The 17,792-nt window shown below is 63.1% G+C and carries 16 protein-coding genes; 4 read left to right on the forward strand and 12 right to left on the reverse strand.

Annotation, left to right across the window (positions count from 1 at the left end):
- Positions 1-285 precede the first annotated feature (285 nt).
- From CK498_RS20590 to CK498_RS20625, 8 genes are all read right to left on the reverse strand, one after another.
- Complete coding sequence (locus tag CK498_RS20590; protein WP_095622741.1) at positions 286-1,236, reverse strand: arsenic resistance protein; 951 nt, start codon at positions 1,234-1,236, stop codon at positions 286-288.
- A 56-nt stretch (positions 1,237-1,292) separates the two neighbouring features.
- Positions 1,293-1,856, reverse strand: a complete 564-nt coding sequence (locus CK498_RS20595) for an SCO family protein (RefSeq protein WP_229359158.1) — start codon at positions 1,854-1,856, stop codon at positions 1,293-1,295.
- A gap of 25 nt (positions 1,857-1,881) precedes the next feature.
- Entirely contained in the window at positions 1,882-2,346 is a 465-nt protein-coding gene (locus CK498_RS20600) for a copper chaperone PCu(A)C (protein WP_023007123.1), read from the reverse strand.
- Positions 2,324-3,208, reverse strand: a complete 885-nt coding sequence (locus tag CK498_RS20605) for a cytochrome c oxidase assembly protein (protein ID WP_229359159.1) — start codon at positions 3,206-3,208, stop codon at positions 2,324-2,326. Before CK498_RS20605 ends, CK498_RS20600 begins: the two co-directional genes overlap by 23 nt.
- Positions 3,209-3,355: 147 nt before the next feature.
- Positions 3,356-4,429, reverse strand: a complete 1,074-nt coding sequence (locus CK498_RS20610) for a L,D-transpeptidase family protein (protein WP_095622743.1) — start codon at positions 4,427-4,429, stop codon at positions 3,356-3,358.
- Positions 4,430-4,458: 29 nt separating this feature from the next.
- Positions 4,459-5,961, reverse strand: a complete 1,503-nt coding sequence (gene lnt, locus CK498_RS20615) for an apolipoprotein N-acyltransferase (protein ID WP_229359160.1) — start codon at positions 5,959-5,961, stop codon at positions 4,459-4,461.
- 4 nt (positions 5,962-5,965) lie between these two features.
- Complete coding sequence (gene lspA / locus CK498_RS20620; protein ID WP_095622744.1) at positions 5,966-6,469, reverse strand: signal peptidase II; 504 nt, start codon at positions 6,467-6,469, stop codon at positions 5,966-5,968.
- Entirely contained in the window at positions 6,466-8,661 is a 2,196-nt protein-coding gene (locus CK498_RS20625) for a heavy metal translocating P-type ATPase (RefSeq protein ID WP_095622745.1), read from the reverse strand. Before CK498_RS20625 ends, lspA begins: the two co-directional genes overlap by 4 nt.
- Before the next feature lie 84 nt (positions 8,662-8,745).
- Between CK498_RS20625 and CK498_RS20630 the strand changes: the two genes are divergently transcribed.
- A complete protein-coding gene (locus tag CK498_RS20630; RefSeq protein ID WP_089680911.1) occupies positions 8,746-9,204 on the forward strand; it encodes a MerR family transcriptional regulator in 459 nt (152 codons plus the stop codon).
- Positions 9,205-9,225: 21 nt separating this feature from the next.
- On the opposite strand, the gene CK498_RS20635 is transcribed toward CK498_RS20630, so the two are convergent.
- The 4 genes from CK498_RS20635 to CK498_RS20650 all read right to left on the reverse strand — a co-directional run bounded on the left by CK498_RS20635 (position 9,226) and on the right by CK498_RS20650 (position 13,065).
- Positions 9,226-10,008 carry a ZIP family metal transporter gene (locus CK498_RS20635; protein WP_095622746.1) on the reverse strand — a complete coding sequence of 261 codons (783 nt, stop codon included), beginning with the start codon at positions 10,006-10,008 and terminating at the stop codon, positions 9,226-9,228.
- A gap of 107 nt (positions 10,009-10,115) precedes the next feature.
- Positions 10,116-11,189 (reverse strand): M23 family metallopeptidase, encoded by a 1,074-nt coding sequence (locus CK498_RS20640; protein ID WP_176475857.1) that lies wholly within the window; start codon positions 11,187-11,189, stop codon positions 10,116-10,118.
- 182 nt (positions 11,190-11,371) lie between these two features.
- Positions 11,372-12,049: a DsbA family protein gene (locus CK498_RS20645; protein WP_095622748.1), complete on the reverse strand. Its 678-nt coding sequence runs from the start codon at positions 12,047-12,049 to the stop codon at positions 11,372-11,374.
- Positions 12,050-12,150: 101 nt separating this feature from the next.
- Positions 12,151-13,065 (reverse strand): cation diffusion facilitator family transporter, encoded by a 915-nt coding sequence (locus tag CK498_RS20650; RefSeq protein ID WP_095622749.1) that lies wholly within the window; start codon positions 13,063-13,065, stop codon positions 12,151-12,153.
- 206 nt (positions 13,066-13,271) lie between these two features.
- Here CK498_RS20650 and CK498_RS20655 point away from each other — a divergent pair, with 206 nt between their 5' ends.
- The 3 genes from CK498_RS20655 to CK498_RS20665 all read left to right on the forward strand — a co-directional run bounded on the left by CK498_RS20655 (position 13,272) and on the right by CK498_RS20665 (position 17,677).
- Positions 13,272-14,654 carry a DegQ family serine endoprotease gene (locus CK498_RS20655; protein ID WP_095622808.1) on the forward strand — a complete coding sequence of 461 codons (1,383 nt, stop codon included), beginning with the start codon at positions 13,272-13,274 and terminating at the stop codon, positions 14,652-14,654.
- A 939-nt stretch (positions 14,655-15,593) separates the two neighbouring features.
- Entirely contained in the window at positions 15,594-16,520 is a 927-nt protein-coding gene (locus CK498_RS20660) for a multicopper oxidase domain-containing protein (RefSeq protein ID WP_217987822.1), read from the forward strand.
- The gene (locus tag CK498_RS20665; protein ID WP_095622751.1) at positions 16,520-17,677 is read left to right on the forward strand and encodes a ZIP family metal transporter; all 1,158 of its coding nucleotides are present in this window, start codon (positions 16,520-16,522) and stop codon (positions 17,675-17,677) included. The genes CK498_RS20660 and CK498_RS20665 overlap by 1 nt, the downstream gene beginning before the upstream one ends.
- The last annotated feature ends 115 nt before the right edge of the window (positions 17,678-17,792 follow it).

Consider the following 17,792-nt stretch of genomic DNA (forward strand, 5'->3'; position numbering starts at 1 on the left):
TCCACCCCGGGAGGGCGGCCTCGTTTCGGGATGCGCGAGGCCTTGGGAGGTGGCGTACCGCCAAGCGGCGCACCCTTGAAACGCCTGGATGCCGGGGTTGTCTCAGTTGGTGCCGGTCGAGACCACCGGGCCGCCATCGGCGGTGCTTGCCTGATTAAGGCTACATCGCCGATGCCCATCGTCAAGCACTGGATGGCCAGAACAGGTACCAAGCCCTGTCAAGTCCGGCCGAGGGAAGACTTTGCTGTTGCCATGATCATTTGATTTTCAATTCGATATTGAGCGTTATTTGATCAGAAGAGTCGGCACCCAGCGCAGAAAGGCCACCATCCCGAGCAGTTCCACCAGCGACTGCAGAACGATCACCACGACCGCTGCGCTCCAGGCCTCAGGCAAGGAGAGTGCCAGTGGCAGCATGACGAAGGAGTTGCGTGTGCCGAGACTGAAGGTGAGCGTGCGGCCCGTGGCAGCAGGAAGCCGGAACGCCTGGCTCAACAGCTTGCCGAGGGTCGCCGCGACCACCAGGTAGAGCACGAAAACCGCTACAACCCGCCACAGTAGCATGCCGCTGTCGACCACCAGGCTGACCTGGGAGCCGGCAATCAAGAACACCACCAGTGCCAGCAGGGGGATGGGGAGCCAGCTCATCCCATCGACGACTTCCTCGATGACGATGTGTCGCTCGGCCACCCGTTCGGTCAGCCAGGCCAGTATCAGGGGGGTGACAATCAGGCCAGAGAAGGCCGCCAGCAGGTGGCTGTCGGCTGTCAGTTCGATGGCCAGATCGCCCATCAACCACCAGACATACAGCGGCAGCATCACCAGTTGAACCAGCAGCAGCAACGGGGCGGCTGCAATCGCCCGCGCACTATCTCCTCTACCCAGATGGGCAAAACTGATAAACCAATCCGTGCAGGGGACCAACAGTACCAGGAGCACGCCGAGTCGAATGGCAGGCTGTTCTGGCAACAGCAGCGATAAGGCAGCAACGGCCAGCGGAACCAGCAGGAAATTGCCCACCATTAGCGCCATCATGAATCGCCAGTCGCGAAATGCCCGGGTCAGATGAAGCAGGGGCACCTGGGTGAAGGTGGTATAGAGAAGCACGCCAAGCAGTGGCCAGAGCCATATCTCCCAACGCTGGGTCGTATCCGGCGATCCCCAGCCGATCGCCAGGCCGACCAGGATCGCGGTGAGATAGATCCAGACCTGATGCTGCTCCAGTGTGGCGCGCATGATGTGAACGGTAGCCTCGTCGCGGACTGAGCTGCTGCAGAAGAGAGCCAGTCACCCTAGGCCTCGCCGGTCAACCTTTCAAGGTCGGCAACCACGGCCTCCATGGGGTCGCTGTCGCGGATCAGCAGGCGCGCCTCTCCCTGGGCATTGAAGGCGAAGACAGCGCTGGAATGCGACACATCATAGTTGCCGTCGCTGTCTTCTTCGCCATACCCGTAGGTCACTCGATAGCGGCGTGTCAGCTTATCGAGTGCCGCTTTATCCCCCGTAAGGCCGATGAACTGGGGGCCGAAGGCGTCGGTGTAGCTGTCCAGTGTCTCGGCGTCATCGCGGCGAGGATCCACCGAGACGAAGAGCACCTGAATTTCATCGCGCGCGGTCTCATCCATGCGTTGGGTGGCCGCGTCGAGACGCGAAAGGGTGGTCGGACAGACATCGGGGCAATGGGTGAAGCCGAAGAACAGCAGCGTCGTCTTGCCGAGGAACTGATCGGCGCTCACCGTACTCCCGTTCTCGTCGATGAGTTCGAACGCCAGGGAAGGCATCAGCCCCGAGATATCCTTGGTCTGCCAGTCTGGATTGCTGCAGCCTGCAATCCATAGCGTCACGAATAGTGCCATGATGCATTGGCGCATCCTGCTCCCCCTACTGTGCTGTCGGCGCCACGGCGCGGAACGTGACACCCTGTCGCTGATTGCCGGCGAAATGAAGATTCACCTCGACGTCGTCACCAACGACGAGGGGGCGAACCCGCTTCATGAGCATGAGATGGTAGCCACCAGGGGCGAATTCGACCTGCTCCCCCGCCGCCAGCTCCAGTTGGGCGACGGGCTCCATGCGGGTGACGCCATCCTGATTGACACTGCGGTGCATCATGACATTACCGAAAGCGGGGCTATCCGCTCCTGTCAGGGTGACGCCCTTCTCGCTGGTATTGGTGAGGGTGAAGTAGCCTGCCGCGGGCAGGTCCCCGGGCAGGAGCCGCAACCGCGCCTCGCTGACCTCCAGTTCGGCAGCCGCCAGCGTGCCGGTCGTCGCGATCAGCAGGAGGAAAATCGAGCACCAGCGTTTCGCCAGGCGCGGCAGACTAGGGTGTGGCGTGAGAGACATCAGCGGCATCCTCCTTGCGGGCATCACGGAACAGAAAGCTGAGAATGATCAGAACCCCGATGGCACTCATCATCGTGGCCGGTACCCAAGTCAACAGGCCACCGAGGAGCTGGTCAGTCAGAGGGTCCAGCGGCCAGGCGCGCCCGCATACCTCATAGACATCGAAAATGACACTCCGGCTGAAGACGATATAGGCCCCCAGCACGATCTGCGGCGGAATCACCACCAGCAGGATGGCGATGCGCTTGCCGTAACCGAGGCCGCCCTGCTGCGGCGTGCGGCGATCCAAGATCAACCACCAGAACAGCAACCCATCCAGCGCCATGCTCCAGTTCATCACTTGATACAGGTCGGTACTCAGCATCGCATCGAAGTGGACCTCGGGAATCAACCAGAAATAGATCAGCCCGACGAACAGTACGGGAGCGATCAGTGGATGTTGAAGCGTCCGGTATACAGGGCGCAGCAGGCGCGCGACCGGCCTCCATCCTGAAAAGTGCCTGATTCGGGTCGGCAAGCCGTCTGTCAGTACCGGCAGGGGGGCGGCCAGGGCAATCAGGAAGGGGCCGGCGTGATGCAGTACCAGATGCTGTGCCCGATGGGTAAAGAACATGTACTGGGCGAGGTAGTCGTAATGGGTCTGAGTGACGCCATAGATGGTGGCGACACCCAGCAGGTAGGCAAGGACTCGACCTGCGCCTGTGGCCTCGCCTCGCCGTCGGCGCTGCCGGAGGCCACGCAGGTAGAGCACGATGGCCAGCAGGCAGGCCCCCGACCAGGCCAGCGAGAACTCCCACGGCAGCAGGTAGCCCAGAGCAACGTCGAGGTCGATAGCCCGTCCCTCCCCAGAATCGGCATGCAAACGGTGAGACTAGAAGCCCACCGCGCCATGCGGCAAGGTGGGGCTATAAACGCAACGCCAATGGTCATGTAGAGCGCTATAGATCCTGGATCATCCGCGACCGACGTCAGCGTCACGAGACTGACAAGACTCGCCATGTTGTCGTCGTCATGGCCTGCTCAGCGCGATTTCTGCGTAGATACCCTGGTAGTCTGTGTCATGCGTTTTATCCGGATCCGACGCGGGCTCCGGCTTGGGATTCAGGGCTACCATGCGACCGCTGGGGTCATCCAACAGGCCGCGAAGCTGTTCATAATCGAAGCTCCAGCCCTCGGCCTTGTGTTGGTTGAGACGGGTGATGGTCTCTACCAACGTGGACATGCTGTTCCCCTCCCCCTCCAGAGGCGGGAATGCCTGAACCAGTGGTTGCCCTTCATGCCAGCCGATCTTGATGGGTTGGTTGACGATTCGGACCTGGGTGCCGGCGGGCACGCGGTCGAAGATCGACTCGATGTCCCCAGGGAACATGCGAATACAGCCACGGCTGGCACGCATGCCGATGCCATCCGGCTGGTTGGTCCCATGGATCAAGTAGCCATCGAATCCAAGGATAATGGCATGGTCTCCCAGCGGATTGTCCGGGCCTGGGGGCACCACGCTGGGCGCCTCTTCACCGCGTGCCCTGGCTTCACGCTGAACCGACTCGGGTGGATACCAGGCGGGGTTCTTGATGTTCATGGTGGTCTTGGTCACACCGAGGGGGGTATCGAAGCCCTCGCGACCGATGCCGATAGGATAGGTCTCGACACGTGATGTCTCGTCGTCATCCACTTCGGGATAGTAGTAAAGGCGCAGCTCGGCGATGTTGATGACGATGCCAGTGCGCTCTGCGGCGGGCAGGATGAAGCGCCCGGGTATGGTCACCTCGGTACCCTCGCCGGGAATCCAGATGCTCACGTCCGGGTTGGCGCGCACGATCTCCCTGTACCCCAGGTTGTGTCGCCTGGCGATATCGAGCAGGGTTTCTTCTCGATCCTCCACCGTTATGCGGTAGGTGTCGCCAATCACATTGCCTTCCTCAGGCAGCGGATAGTGACCGCGGGGCCACTTGTTCTCCTCCTGGGCCTGAGCAACGCCGATGAGCGCGAGCCAGCCTGCCAGCACTCCCACCAGTGTGCGTGTTCGGAGTTGCCACCATGGAGATTTCCTCGCTGTGCCAGAGTGGGATTCGGATAACGCCATCATTCTCTCCCTTTTCGGCTGGACCCTTATCATCCAGACCGACGTGTGTTGAATCGCCATCCAGGCAGCACCAGTAAGGTGGCCAACAGCCAGGTGGGCCAGCTACCGGTTCGGGTGAACGGCGTGTTTCCCACCATGGGCAGCACCTCGCCGCGAAGGCTCGTCGCCTGGAACTGCGGTGCGCGGGCCGTGACACGGCCCTGAGGATCGACGATGGCGGTCACGCCGTTGCTGGTGGCGCGGATCAGGTACCGGCCGTTCTCCAGCGCACGCAGGCGGGCCATCTGCAGATGCTGCAGGGGGCCGATGGAGCGGCCGAACCAGGTGTCGTTGGAGACCGTCAGCAACAGCTCGGCATCGCGCGCCTGCTCGGCGACACGATCGGCATAGATGATCTCGTAGCAGATGGCGTTACCGATGGTGGTTCCGGCGGCGTGGATCGGCCCCTGAGCCTCGGCCCCGGGGGTCATGGTCGGCATGGGCAAGTCGAAGAAGGCGATGGTGTCGGCGAGCAGGCGCTTCAGCGGCAGGTACTCGCCGAAAGGCACCAAACGCACCTTACGATACTGGCCCTCGGCGTTACCCAGGCCGATCACGCCGTTGTAGTTATCGCCGCCGTCGCGCTGCAGGATGCCGGTGAGCAGGGCGGTGTCGGGCGACAGGTTGGACTGTACCCGCTCCAGTATGGGCCGCGCTTTCTCCTCGAACATCGGCAGGGCCGCTTCCGGCCAGACCATCAGGTCGAGCTCGTCGGGCTGCTTTCGTGCTAACGACGTGTAGATGTTGACCGCCTCGCGCTGGCCTTCGGGCGTCCACTTGATCGACTGAGCCAGGTTGCCCTGCAGCAGGGCGACCCGTAGCGGCTCGCCGGCCGGCGAGGTCCACTGGGACGGCAGGGCCAGGGGAGTCAGCCAGAGAGCGGCGATGGGCGCCGCGGCCCACCAGCGGCGGCGCAGGAGCTCCACGCCCAGGGTGCCGGTCAGGGCGGTGATCAGCGACAGGAAATAGACGCCGCCCACCGGGGCCCAGGCCGCCAGCGGCGAGTCCACTTGGGACGTGCCCAGCAGCAGCCAGGGAAACCCGGTAAACAGCCAGGTGCGCAGCCACTCGCTGAGTACCCAGGCGCCGGCGAAGCTGAGGAAGGCCAGGCGTGGGCCCGTGACGCGGCGATAGAGCCAGAAGGGCACGGCATAGAACAACGCCAGGCTGGCCACGAACAGACCGGTGAGGAAGAGCGCCAGGAGCGCCCCCGTATCGCCATAGTCGTGGATCGCGACGAAGACCCAGGAGGTCCCCGAGCCGAACAGGCCCACGCCATAGCACCAGCCGCGGAGGGCGGCTTGAGCGGGTGTCAGGGCATGGATGCCGACATAGACCAGGGCCACCGCCACCGGGCCCAGCCACCACTGCGCGAAGGGCGCGGCGCTGAGGGTGGTCAACCCTCCGGCGGTCAGGGCCAGCAAACAACCGAGGACCGGAGAGAGCCGTCCGACAGGCGTCATGTCCCGGACCGGCTGGTTCTGTGCATCCATGCCGTCACTCAGACAATCTGGGGGAGGGCCGCTCACGCAAGGCCGCCATCGCAAAGGCGATGACCCCCAGAAACAGGGCGATATCCGCCAGGTTGAAGGCGGGCCAGTGCCACTCTCGCCAGTAGATGTCCAGGTAGTCCACCACATACCCTCGCGCCAGGCGGTCGATGCCATTACCCAGCGCGCCACCCAGCATCAAGCTGTACCCCAGCGCCTCCAGGCGGGGCCTGGGCCTGCACAACAGGAACGTCAGCACGATAGTCGCCATTCCTGTCAGGCACAGGAAGAGGTAGCGCTGCCAGCCACCTGAATCGGCGAGGAAGCTGAAGGCCGCCCCCGTGTTCCACCAGTGACCCCAGTTGAAGAATGGGGTCAGCGGGATGGTCTGGCCATACGGCATCAGCGCCTGCACCAGTCCCTTGATGACCTGGTCGGCCAGGCCGACCATAACGGCCAGTGCCAACCAGTAGCGGCTCTGCGGCGCCATCGCTATCCGTTTCGTTCTCATGACGTGGCTGCCTGGTAGCGCGGGCTTGCCGAGCCGCTCATGGCGGTCCCTGGTGAGAAGCGATAGCCCAGCAGCCGCATGGCGTTCAGGGTCACCAGCACGGTGGCACCGGTATCCGCCATCACCGCGATCCACATGCCGGTGATGCCCAGCGCCGTGGTCACCAGGAAGATAGCCTTCAGGCCCAGCGCCAGGGCGACGTTGGTCTTGACGTTGCGCAGCGTGGCCCTAGACAGGTCGATCAGCTCGGCGATGCCGGTGACGCGGTTCTTGAGCAGGGCCGCATCCGCCGTTTCCAGTGCCACGTCGGTGCCGCCGCCCATGGCGATGCCGACATCGGCCGCCGCCAGTGCCGGGGCATCGTTGATCCCGTCGCCCACCTTGCCGACCGGCCCGCGTCCGGTGGCCTGCCATTGCTGCACGCGCCGGGCCTTGTCCTCGGGCATCAGCTCGCCATGGGCCTCGATGCCCAGCGAGCCACCGATGGCAGCGGCGGTACGCGCATTGTCACCACTGAGCATGACGGCCTCGACGCCGAGACGTGACAGGGCGGCGAGCCCCTCCTGGGCGTCCTCACGCGGCTCATCGCGAACGGCGATCAGTCCCAGGGGACGCTCGCTCTCGACCAGCAGGGCGAGACTCTTGCCGGCACCCTCCAGCTCGGCGATCCGGACGTTCAGGTCATGATCCAGCGTGACTCGCTCGGCCAGGTGGCGAGGCGTGACCAGGCCCAGCTCGCGCCCCTCGACCCGGCCGGCGACGCCCAAGCCCGACAGGGCGCGGCTCTCGCTGGCCAGGGGAAGCGACAGGCCCTGTTGCTGCGCATGGGCGAGGATGGCCGTGGCGATGGGATGGCTAGAATCACGTTCCATCGCGGCTGCCAGCCTCAGGATCTCGTTTTCGCCCTGGCCGGTGGCCCAGTCCTCCACGTCGGTGACACGGGGAGTGCCGGCGGTGAGGGTGCCGGTCTTGTCCAACGCCACCGTGCGCAGCTTGCCCAGCTGTTCGAGTACCGCGCCGCCCTTGATCAGCAGGCCCCGCCGGGCGCCCGCCGAGAGGCCGGCAGCGATCGCCGCGGGGGTCGAGATCACCAGGGCACAGGGGCAGGCGATCAACAGCAAGGCCAGGGCGCGATAGACCGATTCCGACCAGGCCATGGTCGAGACCAGCGGCGGCACCACCGCCATCAGCAGGGCGAGCCCCACCACCGCCGGCATGTAGTAGAACGCGAAGCGATCGATGAAGCGCGCCACCGGCGCCTTGGCGGCCTGGGCCTCTTCCACCAGGCGGATCACCCGGGCGATGGTGTTGTCCTCGGCGCCGCGGGTTACCTCCACCTCCAGGGCGGCATCGAGGTTGACCGTGCCGGCAAAGACGTCGTCCCCCGGGGCACGCGAGCGGGGCACCGACTCCCCGTTGATCGGTGACTCATCCAGGTCGGATTCGCCGGTCAGAATACGCCCATCGCAGGGCACGCGGTCGCCCGGTCGCACCAGGACTCGCTGCCCAGGCGTGAGCGAGGCGGCCGAGACCTCACGAGTATCCCCATCCTCCATCAGCCTCGCCGTGGACGGCGTCAGGTCCGCCAGGGCCGAGATGCTGCGTCGCGCCCGTGAGGCGGCCACGCCCTCCAGCAGTTCGCCCACGGCGAACAGGAAGACCACCACCGCCGCTTCGGCGGCGGCGTCGATAGCCAGGGCGCCCAGGGCGGCGATGCTCATCAGCATCTCGATGGTGAAGGGGTTGCGCATCTTCAGTGCGCCCCAGGCGCCCTGTGCGATGGGCACCAGACCCACCAGGGTGGCGGCGACGAAGGGCCAGCCTCCCAGTACCGGCCAGGTCATGCGAAGGACCAAGGCCAGAGCCAGCAGGCCCCCCGTGACGAGCACCAGGCGTCCTTTCGCGGTCTGCCACCAGGGCGCTGGGGGGGTATCTGACCCATCCTTCTCGGTATCGGCGGCAAGCCGGTAGCCAAGCTCGTTAAGGATCCGTTCGATCGTCTGGTGAGACGGGGCCGAGTGTGGTTGGGGGTGTACGGTGACCGACCCGGTCACCGAACTGGCCGATACCGCCTCGATGCCCTCCAGGCGGCCCAGCGCGGCTTCGACCTTGCGCTCGCAGCCACCACAGTCCATGCCTTCGACTCGTAGCGTGAAGCCCACTGACGTTGCCGTGGATGTCGAATTTTCCATGGTGACACTCCTGGCGATGGGTTATCTTCTGAAGGATAAACCTTGTAGCAACTATAGATTCAAGCCATTCAGGAGGGCTTCAGGATGGCGAAGACGAGCGATGCAATCGGCATTGGCGAACTGGCCCGGCGTGCCGGCTGCAAGCCCGAAACGGTTCGCTACTACGAGAGCATCGGGCTGGTGAGCGACGCGACACGTACCGAGGGCGGTCAACGCCGCTACGGAGAGGAAGCGGTCAGGCGGTTGACCTTCATCCGCCATGCCCGGGACTTCGGCTTCTCGGTGGAAGCGGTGCGTGAACTGCTGGCCATGTCAGACCAGCCCGACATGCCGTGTCAGGAGGTCGACGCCATTGCCAAGCACCACCTGGAGGAGGTCGAGTCGCGGTTGCAGCGGCTCTCCGCACTGCGTAACGAGCTCAAACGGATGGTCAGCCAGTGTGCCGGGGGGAAGGTCGAAAGCTGCCGGATCATCGAAGTGTTGAGCGATCATCAGCTTTGTATCAGCGACCAGGCCCACGGAGGCGCTCACGACCTGGGATAGGCATCTGGACGGATCGGTATGCTAGCCCAGCGAGACATCCAGAAACAGCATGAGCACCAATCCCACCGAGAGCCCCAGCGTTGCCTTGTTCTGGTGGCCGCTTCGGTGGGTCTCGGGAATGATCTCATGGCTGATGACATAGAGCATGGCGCCGGCGGCGAAGGCCAGCCCCCAGGGGAGCAGCACTTGTGACATGCTGACGACTCCCGCACCCAGCAGGCCACCTAACGGCTCGACCAGTCCGGTGAGAGAGGCAATGGTCCAGGACCGCCAGCGGGAATAGCCCTCACCGAGCAGTGCCACCGCCACCGCCAGGCCTTCCGGTGCATTCTGCAGGCCGATACCAATGGCGAGAGGAAGGCCACCCTCACGCCCCCCAGCGCCAAAGGCCACGCCAACCGCCAGACCCTCTGGCAGGTTGTGGATCGTGATGGCAATGATGAACAACCAGATTCGGCGCAGCGATGCCGCCTGTGGCCCTTCACGTCCCTGCTCGAAATGCTCGTGGGGGAGTCGCTCATTCAGCAGGGCGACCAGCCCCATCCCCATCAGTATCGACGCGCAGGCAATGGCGGCAGGCAAGACGCTACCGCCATAGCGCAGTCCAGAAGCTTCCAGGGAGGGAATGATCAGTGAAAAGAAGGACGCTGCCAGCATGACACCGGCGGCGAACCCGAGTGCCAGGTCGCGAACGGCACGATCGGGCGCCTTGCTGATCAGGATAGGAAGCGCTCCGATCGCGGTCATCGAACCGGCGGCAAGACTACCCAAAAACCCCAGCGTGACTGGAGAGACACCGTCCATAGACCCTTCCACTTTGGAGGATGGGTACTGCAGGGAATGTTGAGTCACACGACGATAGCCATCACATGGCCACCGATGCGTGTCATACAACAAGTCAGCCTGGCGGCCTATCGATTATCCAAGGCGACCAGACCGGACGTACCGATGGCTTTTTGCAGACGCCCACGAGCCTCGAAGAGCACGCTTCGATAATCCTGGGGTGTCGGTGACTCCCCCAGAATGATGCGCTGCCCCTCCTCCAGGGGATCGACAGGACGGTCACCCACTCTCACTTCGTAGTGCAGGTTGGGCCCCGTGGTGAGTCCGGAGGCCCCGACTTCACCCAGCGTGTCGCCGGCATTGATGGCGTCCCCGACCGACAGGCCGGAGGCGAAGCGACTGAGATGCGTATAGCGACTGAGAGTGCCCATCTCGTGCTCTACCTCCACGACACGACCATAACCTCCCCGGCGACCGACGAAGGAGACCCGCCCCGGCGCCGTCGCCATGACTGGGGTGCCGCGAGGGGCGGCAAGGTCGACGCCGTCATGACGACGTACCCCACCGTAAACGGGATGGCGTCGATTGCCGAAGGCGGACGTCAGGCGTGCGCCGAGCACCGGGAACCGCTTCGTCTCCACAAGGCTACCGTCCTTGAAGAGCATCACGGTGGCTCTCTGGTCCGTCGGCCATACCATCTCCAGTCGTGCCGACGGGTCAGCCAATCCCATATAGGTCAGACGGGGAGGCCCGACTCGCGTGCCATCCTCTCGGCGATCCTCTTCCCACAGTAACTGCAGGCGCTCCGCGCCCGAGATATCTCGGGCTGTGTCCATGAGTCCGCCTAGCAGCACCTCGAGGTCCATGGCGAAACGCGTGGGTATCCCCTCTGCCGCCAAGGCGGCATAGAGTGACGTTTCGATGTCCACTTCACGGCCCAGCGTCAGGGTGTCGAGACGAGGCGGGACAATCCGCGTCGACGGCCGCTCCCCCAGCGTAACGACGTATTGAATACCCGAGTCACGCTCGATGGCCACCGACACCGGCTGTCCGGTCGTCAGAGAGGTGACAGTGAGACGGTCTCCAGGCCGCAAGCGTCTTGGGTCGAACCTCTCCGCCAGCGATGTCGACGCTTGGGTGCGCGTCTCGGCATTCACGCCAAGCTGCTGCAGCAGTGCGTTCAGGGTATCCCCAGGCGCCACGGTTAGCTCCTGGGCGACGCGCTCGGACGGCTGAACGGCCAAGGGCGCTGAGCCCCTCTGTGCGAGAGCCTGTGCCCTGGTCGATGCCGGTTCGCTCGGGGATAGCAAGGTGTTCTCTTGCCAATGGGCCTCGGCCAGCAGAGGGCCCAGACCCACCAATCCTAGCAGCAACCAGCGCCGTGTCATGACGCATCGTCCTCGCCAGCGACCTCGGTCACCTCACGATTGACGGCGTCGACCAGTTCCTGCATGCCGAAGGGGTCCAACAGCTCACCATTGACGAAAAAGGTCGGCGTCTGGCGGATCTGGTTGGCCTTGACGTCTTCCTTGTCCTGGTCAATGACCGCTTGTACCTCAGGGGAATCCAGTTGTTCCTCTGCTGCAGCCCTGTCCAGACCGGCCACGCTGGCGATATCCAGAATAGCGGCCTCATCGAAGCTGCCATGAGCCGCCCACTGGCTCTGCCGGGCCAGCAACGCCTCCAGCACCGGCTGGAAGACATCCTGGCGCCTGGCGACTTCCAGCACGCGAATGGCGGTATCTGACACGTCTCCGTGGAAGGGCGTGTAGCGCACCACCAGCCGCACCTGGTCGGGGTATTCTTCCAGGATGCGCTTGGTCAGCGGATAGAAGGCACGGCAGGCCTCGCAGGCTGGATCGAAGAACTCCACGATGGTCACCGGTGCTTCTTCCGGCCCCAGAACAGGTGAGTGTGAGCGCACCAGAGAGTTCTCGGCCTGAGCGCCATCCTGGCTGGCCGCCTCGGCGCCCATGCCCAACAGCGAGGGTCTCGATACCGTCACGATGACGGCGATCAGCATCAACGCACCGGCCAGGATAAACGTCGCTTTTTTGTACATTGACTTCTCCAATTCAAGTGGTTAAGCGGAAAGCAAGACCAGAGGACTGCTGAGTGGGTCTCAACCGCTGATGGGTGCCTAAGTCGGCGAATAGTGGCGTGTCATCCATGCCCATATAGATTGGCTCCCTCATGCGCATGATCAATATGCTCGAATTCCAAGCTGGAGTGGCCAATGTCAAAGCGCGCTTTCAGTTGCGCCTTGATATCCGCCTTGATCGCCTCGAGCTGCTGCCAGCCTGCTTCCGTCGTCACCACGTGGCAATCAAGTGCGGCGGTATTCTCCTGCATTTGCCATAGGTGAACATGATGCACATCCTCAACCCCTTCGACGCTGCGCAGGACATCAATGACTGATTGACCCTCGACATCGGGTGGCGAGCCCAGCATCAGTGTCCGGATAGGGGTAGCTATCTCCGTAAAGGCAAGATAGAGAATATAGAGTGCAATGCCGAGCGTAATCGCGGGGTCTACCCAGCGCATGTCGTATAGCAGAATCAGCGAGCCCCCAATGATCACCGCGATGGACGCAAACGCATCAGACAGGTTGTGCAGGAAGAGAGCCCGAATGTTGACACTGTGTTTTTGCATCGACCAGGTGAGCAAGGCCGTTAGCGTATCGACAAGAAGAGCGACAATGCCGATGATGACGACTATCCAGCCTTGAATCTCTGGCGGGTCGATCATGCGCATCACGCCTTCATAAATTAGATAAAACCCAACGAGGATGAGGGTCGTGTAGTTGATCAGCGCTGCGACAATTTCGATTCGCCCATAGCCGAACGTCATCTGCGAGTCTGGCGGTCGCCTCGCGATCTTGCGAGCGGCAAAGGCAATGACAAGGGCAGCCATGTCGGAAAAATTATGCAGCGCATCCGCGATCAGCGCGAGGCTTCCCGCCAGGATACCCCCCACTATCTGAGCAACGGTCAATATCCCGTTGGCCCAGATGGCGATGCTCACCCGACGGTCACCAGAGGTGGGGTCAAGGTGGGGATGATCGTGATGATGTCCCATGCGTCATCCTCGTGGTGTCACCTGATGACCCGGCAGTATAAAACCTATAGCAACTCAAGCTTCAAGCCCGAATTCTAATGAAGGCCGAGCCAAGGCTAAGCGTATGGAACTTTGCATAGTGGGCGCTGTACCAGACATGGTTACCATGTCCCATGCCCCGGAAGGAGCCCATTGTGATACCTAAGCCTCACCCGCACACCTGGCTGATGAGCCTAGCCTTACTCTTGATGCTGGCGACGCCAGCCCTCGCCGAGCCACGGCTGCCAGACTTCACAGAGTTGGTCGACAAGGCCGCGCCGGCCGTCGTCAACATCTCCACCTCACGGGAGGTCGAGAGGTCCATGACATCCTTTCGGCAGTTTGGGGGGCAGGAGGTGCCGGAGATCTTTCGAGAGTTCTTCGGCGACCGCATCCCGATGCCACCCGGCGGTGCGCCCAATCGCAATGAGGAGCCGCGTCAGTCACTGGGATCGGGCTTCATCTTCGATGAAGACGGCTACATCATGACCAACGCCCACGTGGTCAAGGGCGCCGATAAGATCCTGGTGCGCCTGAATGGCCGGCGTGAGCTCGAGGCTGAGCTGGTCGGTGCTGATGAAAAGACCGACGTGGCGGTCCTCAAAGTCGAGGCGGACAATCTGCCGACCCTGGAGCTCGGTGAGTCCACCGATCTCAAGGTCGGCCAGTGGGTCGCCGCCATCGGCTCTCCCTTCGGCTTCGATCACTCGGTGACGTCCGGGATCATCAGCGCCATCAACCGCACCCTGCCTCAGGACGTCTATGTCCCCTTCATCCAGACCGACGTGGCGATCAATCCGGGTAACTCCGGAGGACCGCTCTTCAACCTGGATGGTGAAGTCGTGGGCATCAACTCCCAGATCTTGACCCGCAGCGGTGGCTACATGGGCCTCTCCTTCGCCATCCCCATCGATGTAGCACTGGATGTCGCCAACCAGCTGCGCGAAGAGGGTTACGTGAGCCGCGGCTGGCTGGGCGTCAGCATCCAGCCGGTGTCCAAGGACCTGGCGGAGTCCTTCGGCATGGAACAAGCCGAGGGTGCCTTGATCGCCGAGCTTGAGCCCGGCAGCCCTGGGGCGGAAGGCGGCCTCAAGGCCGGTGATGTCATCCTTGAGGTGAACGGCCAGGAAGTGGACCACTCCACCACGCTGCCGCGCCTGGTCGGTCAGACGAGTCCGGGGGAAGAGGTCGAGCTCAGGGTGCGGCGCGATGGTCAGCAGGAGACCATCACGGTGGAAGTTGGCGAGTGGCCGGATGCCGGTGCCGATCAGGCCGAGGGCGACCCGGTGCGCCTCGGGATCGTGGTTCAGCCGCTGAGTAGCATGGAGAAGCGCCGGCTTGGCATTGATCACGGCGTGCGCATCGCCAAAGTCGATCCGACCGGCCATGCCGCTGCCGCCGGCATTCGCCCCGGCGATGTGCTGGTCAGCCTGGGCCAGCAACCGATAGAGAGCCCGGAACAGCTGACGGAGTTGCTTACCAACCTGCCGGACGACCAAACGGTGCCGGTTCTGCTCAACCGCGACGGCCGTGCCTATTTCGTGGCCCTGCGAGTGGGCAATGGTGACTGACCGCGACTGAGTGGCGTTCAATACATCAGCACAGCGGCGCCCTGGCGAGTAGGATCGCTGGGGCGCTTCTTCAGAATCTCGTGCATTCTAATGCGCAGCTAGGTGGCCTACTCATTAAAAGTAGTACCGCCAACCATCCGGCGGTGTTTTAGTTCAATTTTTGTGCCCCAATGGCTGATTTCTTGTCAAGCTCCCACGCCACAGGGCACGTTCCTGCAAAGCCATGGTTCAAGCAACATCGAGGCCTTCCCAGGGCCCAATGTAGGCGTGATTTTGCTATGCTGTTGCCGTTGTGATCTCTCCCTTTTGGTAAAGATCAACCCCGACTATGTGCTGGATGAGTGGTTATAAAAAACCTTAAACCATGACTGATAAGATGCGTACTCTCAGGGCATTTAGCCGATGATGCCGCGCTTTATTTGAACAATGAAGCCGATATCTTCAAGATGCTTTAGGTACTCCCCAGGCGTTTCTCGCTACGGCTTTATAACCCAGATCCGGCCGCGACCGGGCAACATGCGATCCCACCAGCAGTTCCTGTATCGGTTGCGGCTGGTGCGGGTGAAGTGGCTGAGATGCCGTCCTAGCGAGCTTACGCCTCGTGGGCAAAACCGGACCAGCTGTTCCAGCTACTGCTCTTACCTGCTGCGCGGATCATGCAGCCGTGCTGAGCCTTCAGCGATAGTGAAGTGATGATTGAAGAGCCGAGTGCGCTAATCCGAGCGCGATAAACTACAATGCTTATCAGAAGCATCCTTGTTCACCTTAGAGCGATAAGCGATGACAGGACGGCGTTTCGACCGCCGGGGTTTCCTCAAGGCGGGGGGCTGGGGCCTGATGTCAGCGATAGGCCTGTCGTCGGCCCGCGCAGCCACCGTTTCGGCACCAGTGACGACCTCTTCCTCCCCTGCCGGAAGCCACGGGGCTATGACGGGCAACATGATCACCCAAGGCGAGGTCGACCATGCACGCAATGGCTTCGATCCGACCGCCATGCTCACCGACTGGGATACCGGCAGGGTCAGCCGGCTGGCGAACGGGCAACGGCTGCGCGAGTATACGATCACCGCCATCGACAAGGAGATCGAGATCGCACCAGGGCTCTTCTTCCCGGCCTGGACCTACAATGGTCGGGTGCCGGGGCCGTCGCTGAGGGCCACCGAGGGCGACCGGATACGCATTCGCTTCGTCAACGCCGGCAGCCATGTGCACACTCTGCACTTCCATGGCATCCACTCGGCGCGGATGGATGGCGTGCCAGGCGCCGGCGAGGTAGCACCTGGGGAAGCCTTCACCTACGAGTTCGATGCCGAGCCCTTCGGCTGCCACCTGTATCACTGTCATTCGTTGCCGTTGAAACGCCATATCCACAAGGGTCTGTACGGTGCCTTTATCGTCGACCCGGATCCGCAACGGCATCCCGAGCATGAGCCGGCGGCTCGCTCACGCCTACTGGGCAGTGAGGCGAACGCGCGCTGGCAGGAGTTCGTGATGGTGATGAATGGCTTCGACACCAATTTCGACGAGGAGAACGAGATCTACGCGGTCAACTCGGTGGCGCATGCCTACGTGAATCGGCCCATTCGCCTCGAGCGGGCTCGCCCGGTACGGATATACCTGATTAACGTCACCGAGTTCGATCCAGTGAACTCCCTGCACCTGCATGCCAACTTCTTCGATTACTACGATCATGGCACGACCCTGACGCCGACCCTCAGGACCGTGGATACGGTGATGCAGTGCCAGGCGCAGCGGGGCATCCTGGAATTCTCCTTCGCCGACCACGAGCCGGGGCAGTACATGTTCCATGCCCACCAGAGCGAATTCGTGGAACTCGGCTGGATGAGTCTGTTCGAGGTGGTCTGATGCACCCGCGACTGTGGTTCTCGTTGCTGCTCCCCCCGCTGATGCTCGGCTTGGCGCTCCTGTGGTTCCAGATGACGCAGCCACTCGAATGGCTCGGCGTATCGCCACCGCCGCTCGAGGAACTGACCGTCGAGCGCACCATCATCGACGACGACGGCCTCGCCCTGAAGGTACGCGCGGGGGGATCGGAACCCATGCGTATCGCCCAGGTGCAGGTCGATGGTGCCTACTGGCGCTTCCACCAGGAGCCGGCTGGTGAGCTGTCCAGGGGGCAGGCCGCATGGCTGCAGATCCCCTATCCCTGGGTGGAGGACGAACTGCACGAGGTCACCCTGGTCACCGGCACAGGGGTCACCTTCGGGCACACCATCGAGGTGGCGGAGCCAACCCCACAGCCGAGCATCGAGCAGTTGTCCGGCTATGGCGTGCTCGGCCTCTTTGTGGGGGTCCTGCCGGTGGCGCTGGGCATGTGCCTGCTGCCGGCGCTACAGCATGCCGGCGCGCGAGGCTTCCAGTTCACGCTGGCCCTGACCCTGGGGCTACTGGCCTTCTTGCTGGTGGACACTCTCGAGGCCGGGCTCGAACTCGCGGCCGAGGCGGCGTCGCTGTTCCAAGGGCCGGCCCTGGTCTGGCTGACGGCGCTGGTCGCCTTCCTGGCGCTGCTGGGGGTGGGGCGGCGCCATGGCCTGCCTCCGGAGGGTCGCATTCTGGCGTGGTATATCGCACTGGGCATCGGACTGCACAACCTGGGCGAGGGCCTCGCCATCGGTGGCGCCTTCGCAGCCGGTGCCGGGGCGCTGGGCACCTTCCTGGTGATCGGTTTTACGCTGCATAACCTGACCGAAGGCGTCGCCATCGCTGCTCCCCTGACGCGCCTGTCCATACCTGCCTGGATGTGGGTCGGACTAGTGGCCCTGGCCGGCTTGCCCGCGGTACTCGGCACTTGGCTGGGGGCCTATGCCTTCGCACCGCATTGGTCGGCGCTGTTCCTGGGGCTGGGAGCCGGCGCCATTCTACAGGTCTGCGTCGAAGTCGCAGATTATCTACGGCGAACCGCCGTGGCTGAGGCGATGTCGCCAGTCTCCGGCATTTCAGTGCTGGGTGTCACGGCCGGTGTCGGGATCATGTACGCCACGGCACTGCTCGTGCAGGTGTGACCTCGGGGCCACCTGTCCACTGATCGCCTCATTACACGAGGCTCGATCAACGGGGAGCAGCGACTCCCCAGAAATTGAAGGGCAAGCGGATTAAATGGTTGATCTTACCTTTGCA

It is taken from the genome of Halomonas salipaludis, assembly GCF_002286975.1.
Classification (GTDB): Bacteria; Pseudomonadota; Gammaproteobacteria; order Pseudomonadales; family Halomonadaceae; genus Franzmannia; species Franzmannia salipaludis.

Bases quoted from the DNA above. Each gene is read 5' to 3' on its own strand.
- CK498_RS20595 (WP_229359158.1), bottom strand. From the start codon at position 1,856: ATGGCACTATTCGTGACGCTATGGATTGCAGGCTGCAGCAATCCAGAC.
- CK498_RS20625 (WP_095622745.1), bottom strand. From the start codon at position 8,661: ATGGAAAATTCGACATCCACGGCAACGTCAGTGGGCTTCACGCTACGA.
- lnt (WP_229359160.1), bottom strand. From the start codon at position 5,961: ATGGATGCACAGAACCAGCCGGTCCGGGACATGACGCCTGTCGGACGG.
- lspA (WP_095622744.1), bottom strand. From the start codon at position 6,469: ATGAGAACGAAACGGATAGCGATGGCGCCGCAGAGCCGCTACTGGTTG.
- CK498_RS20635 (WP_095622746.1), bottom strand. From the start codon at position 10,008: ATGGACGGTGTCTCTCCAGTCACGCTGGGGTTTTTGGGTAGTCTTGCC.
- CK498_RS20650 (WP_095622749.1), bottom strand. From the start codon at position 13,065: ATGGGACATCATCACGATCATCCCCACCTTGACCCCACCTCTGGTGAC.
- CK498_RS20610 (WP_095622743.1), bottom strand. From the start codon at position 4,429: ATGGCGTTATCCGAATCCCACTCTGGCACAGCGAGGAAATCTCCATGG.
- CK498_RS20600 (WP_023007123.1), bottom strand. From the start codon at position 2,346: ATGTCTCTCACGCCACACCCTAGTCTGCCGCGCCTGGCGAAACGCTGG.
- CK498_RS20665 (WP_095622751.1), top strand. From the start codon at position 16,520: ATGCACCCGCGACTGTGGTTCTCGTTGCTGCTCCCCCCGCTGATGCTC.
- CK498_RS20630 (WP_089680911.1), top strand. From the start codon at position 8,746: ATGGCGAAGACGAGCGATGCAATCGGCATTGGCGAACTGGCCCGGCGT.
- CK498_RS20655 (WP_095622808.1), top strand. From the start codon at position 13,272: ATGAGCCTAGCCTTACTCTTGATGCTGGCGACGCCAGCCCTCGCCGAG.
- CK498_RS20590 (WP_095622741.1), bottom strand. From the start codon at position 1,236: ATGCGCGCCACACTGGAGCAGCATCAGGTCTGGATCTATCTCACCGCG.
- CK498_RS20645 (WP_095622748.1), bottom strand. From the start codon at position 12,049: ATGTACAAAAAAGCGACGTTTATCCTGGCCGGTGCGTTGATGCTGATC.
- CK498_RS20660 (WP_217987822.1), top strand. From the start codon at position 15,594: ATGATCACCCAAGGCGAGGTCGACCATGCACGCAATGGCTTCGATCCG.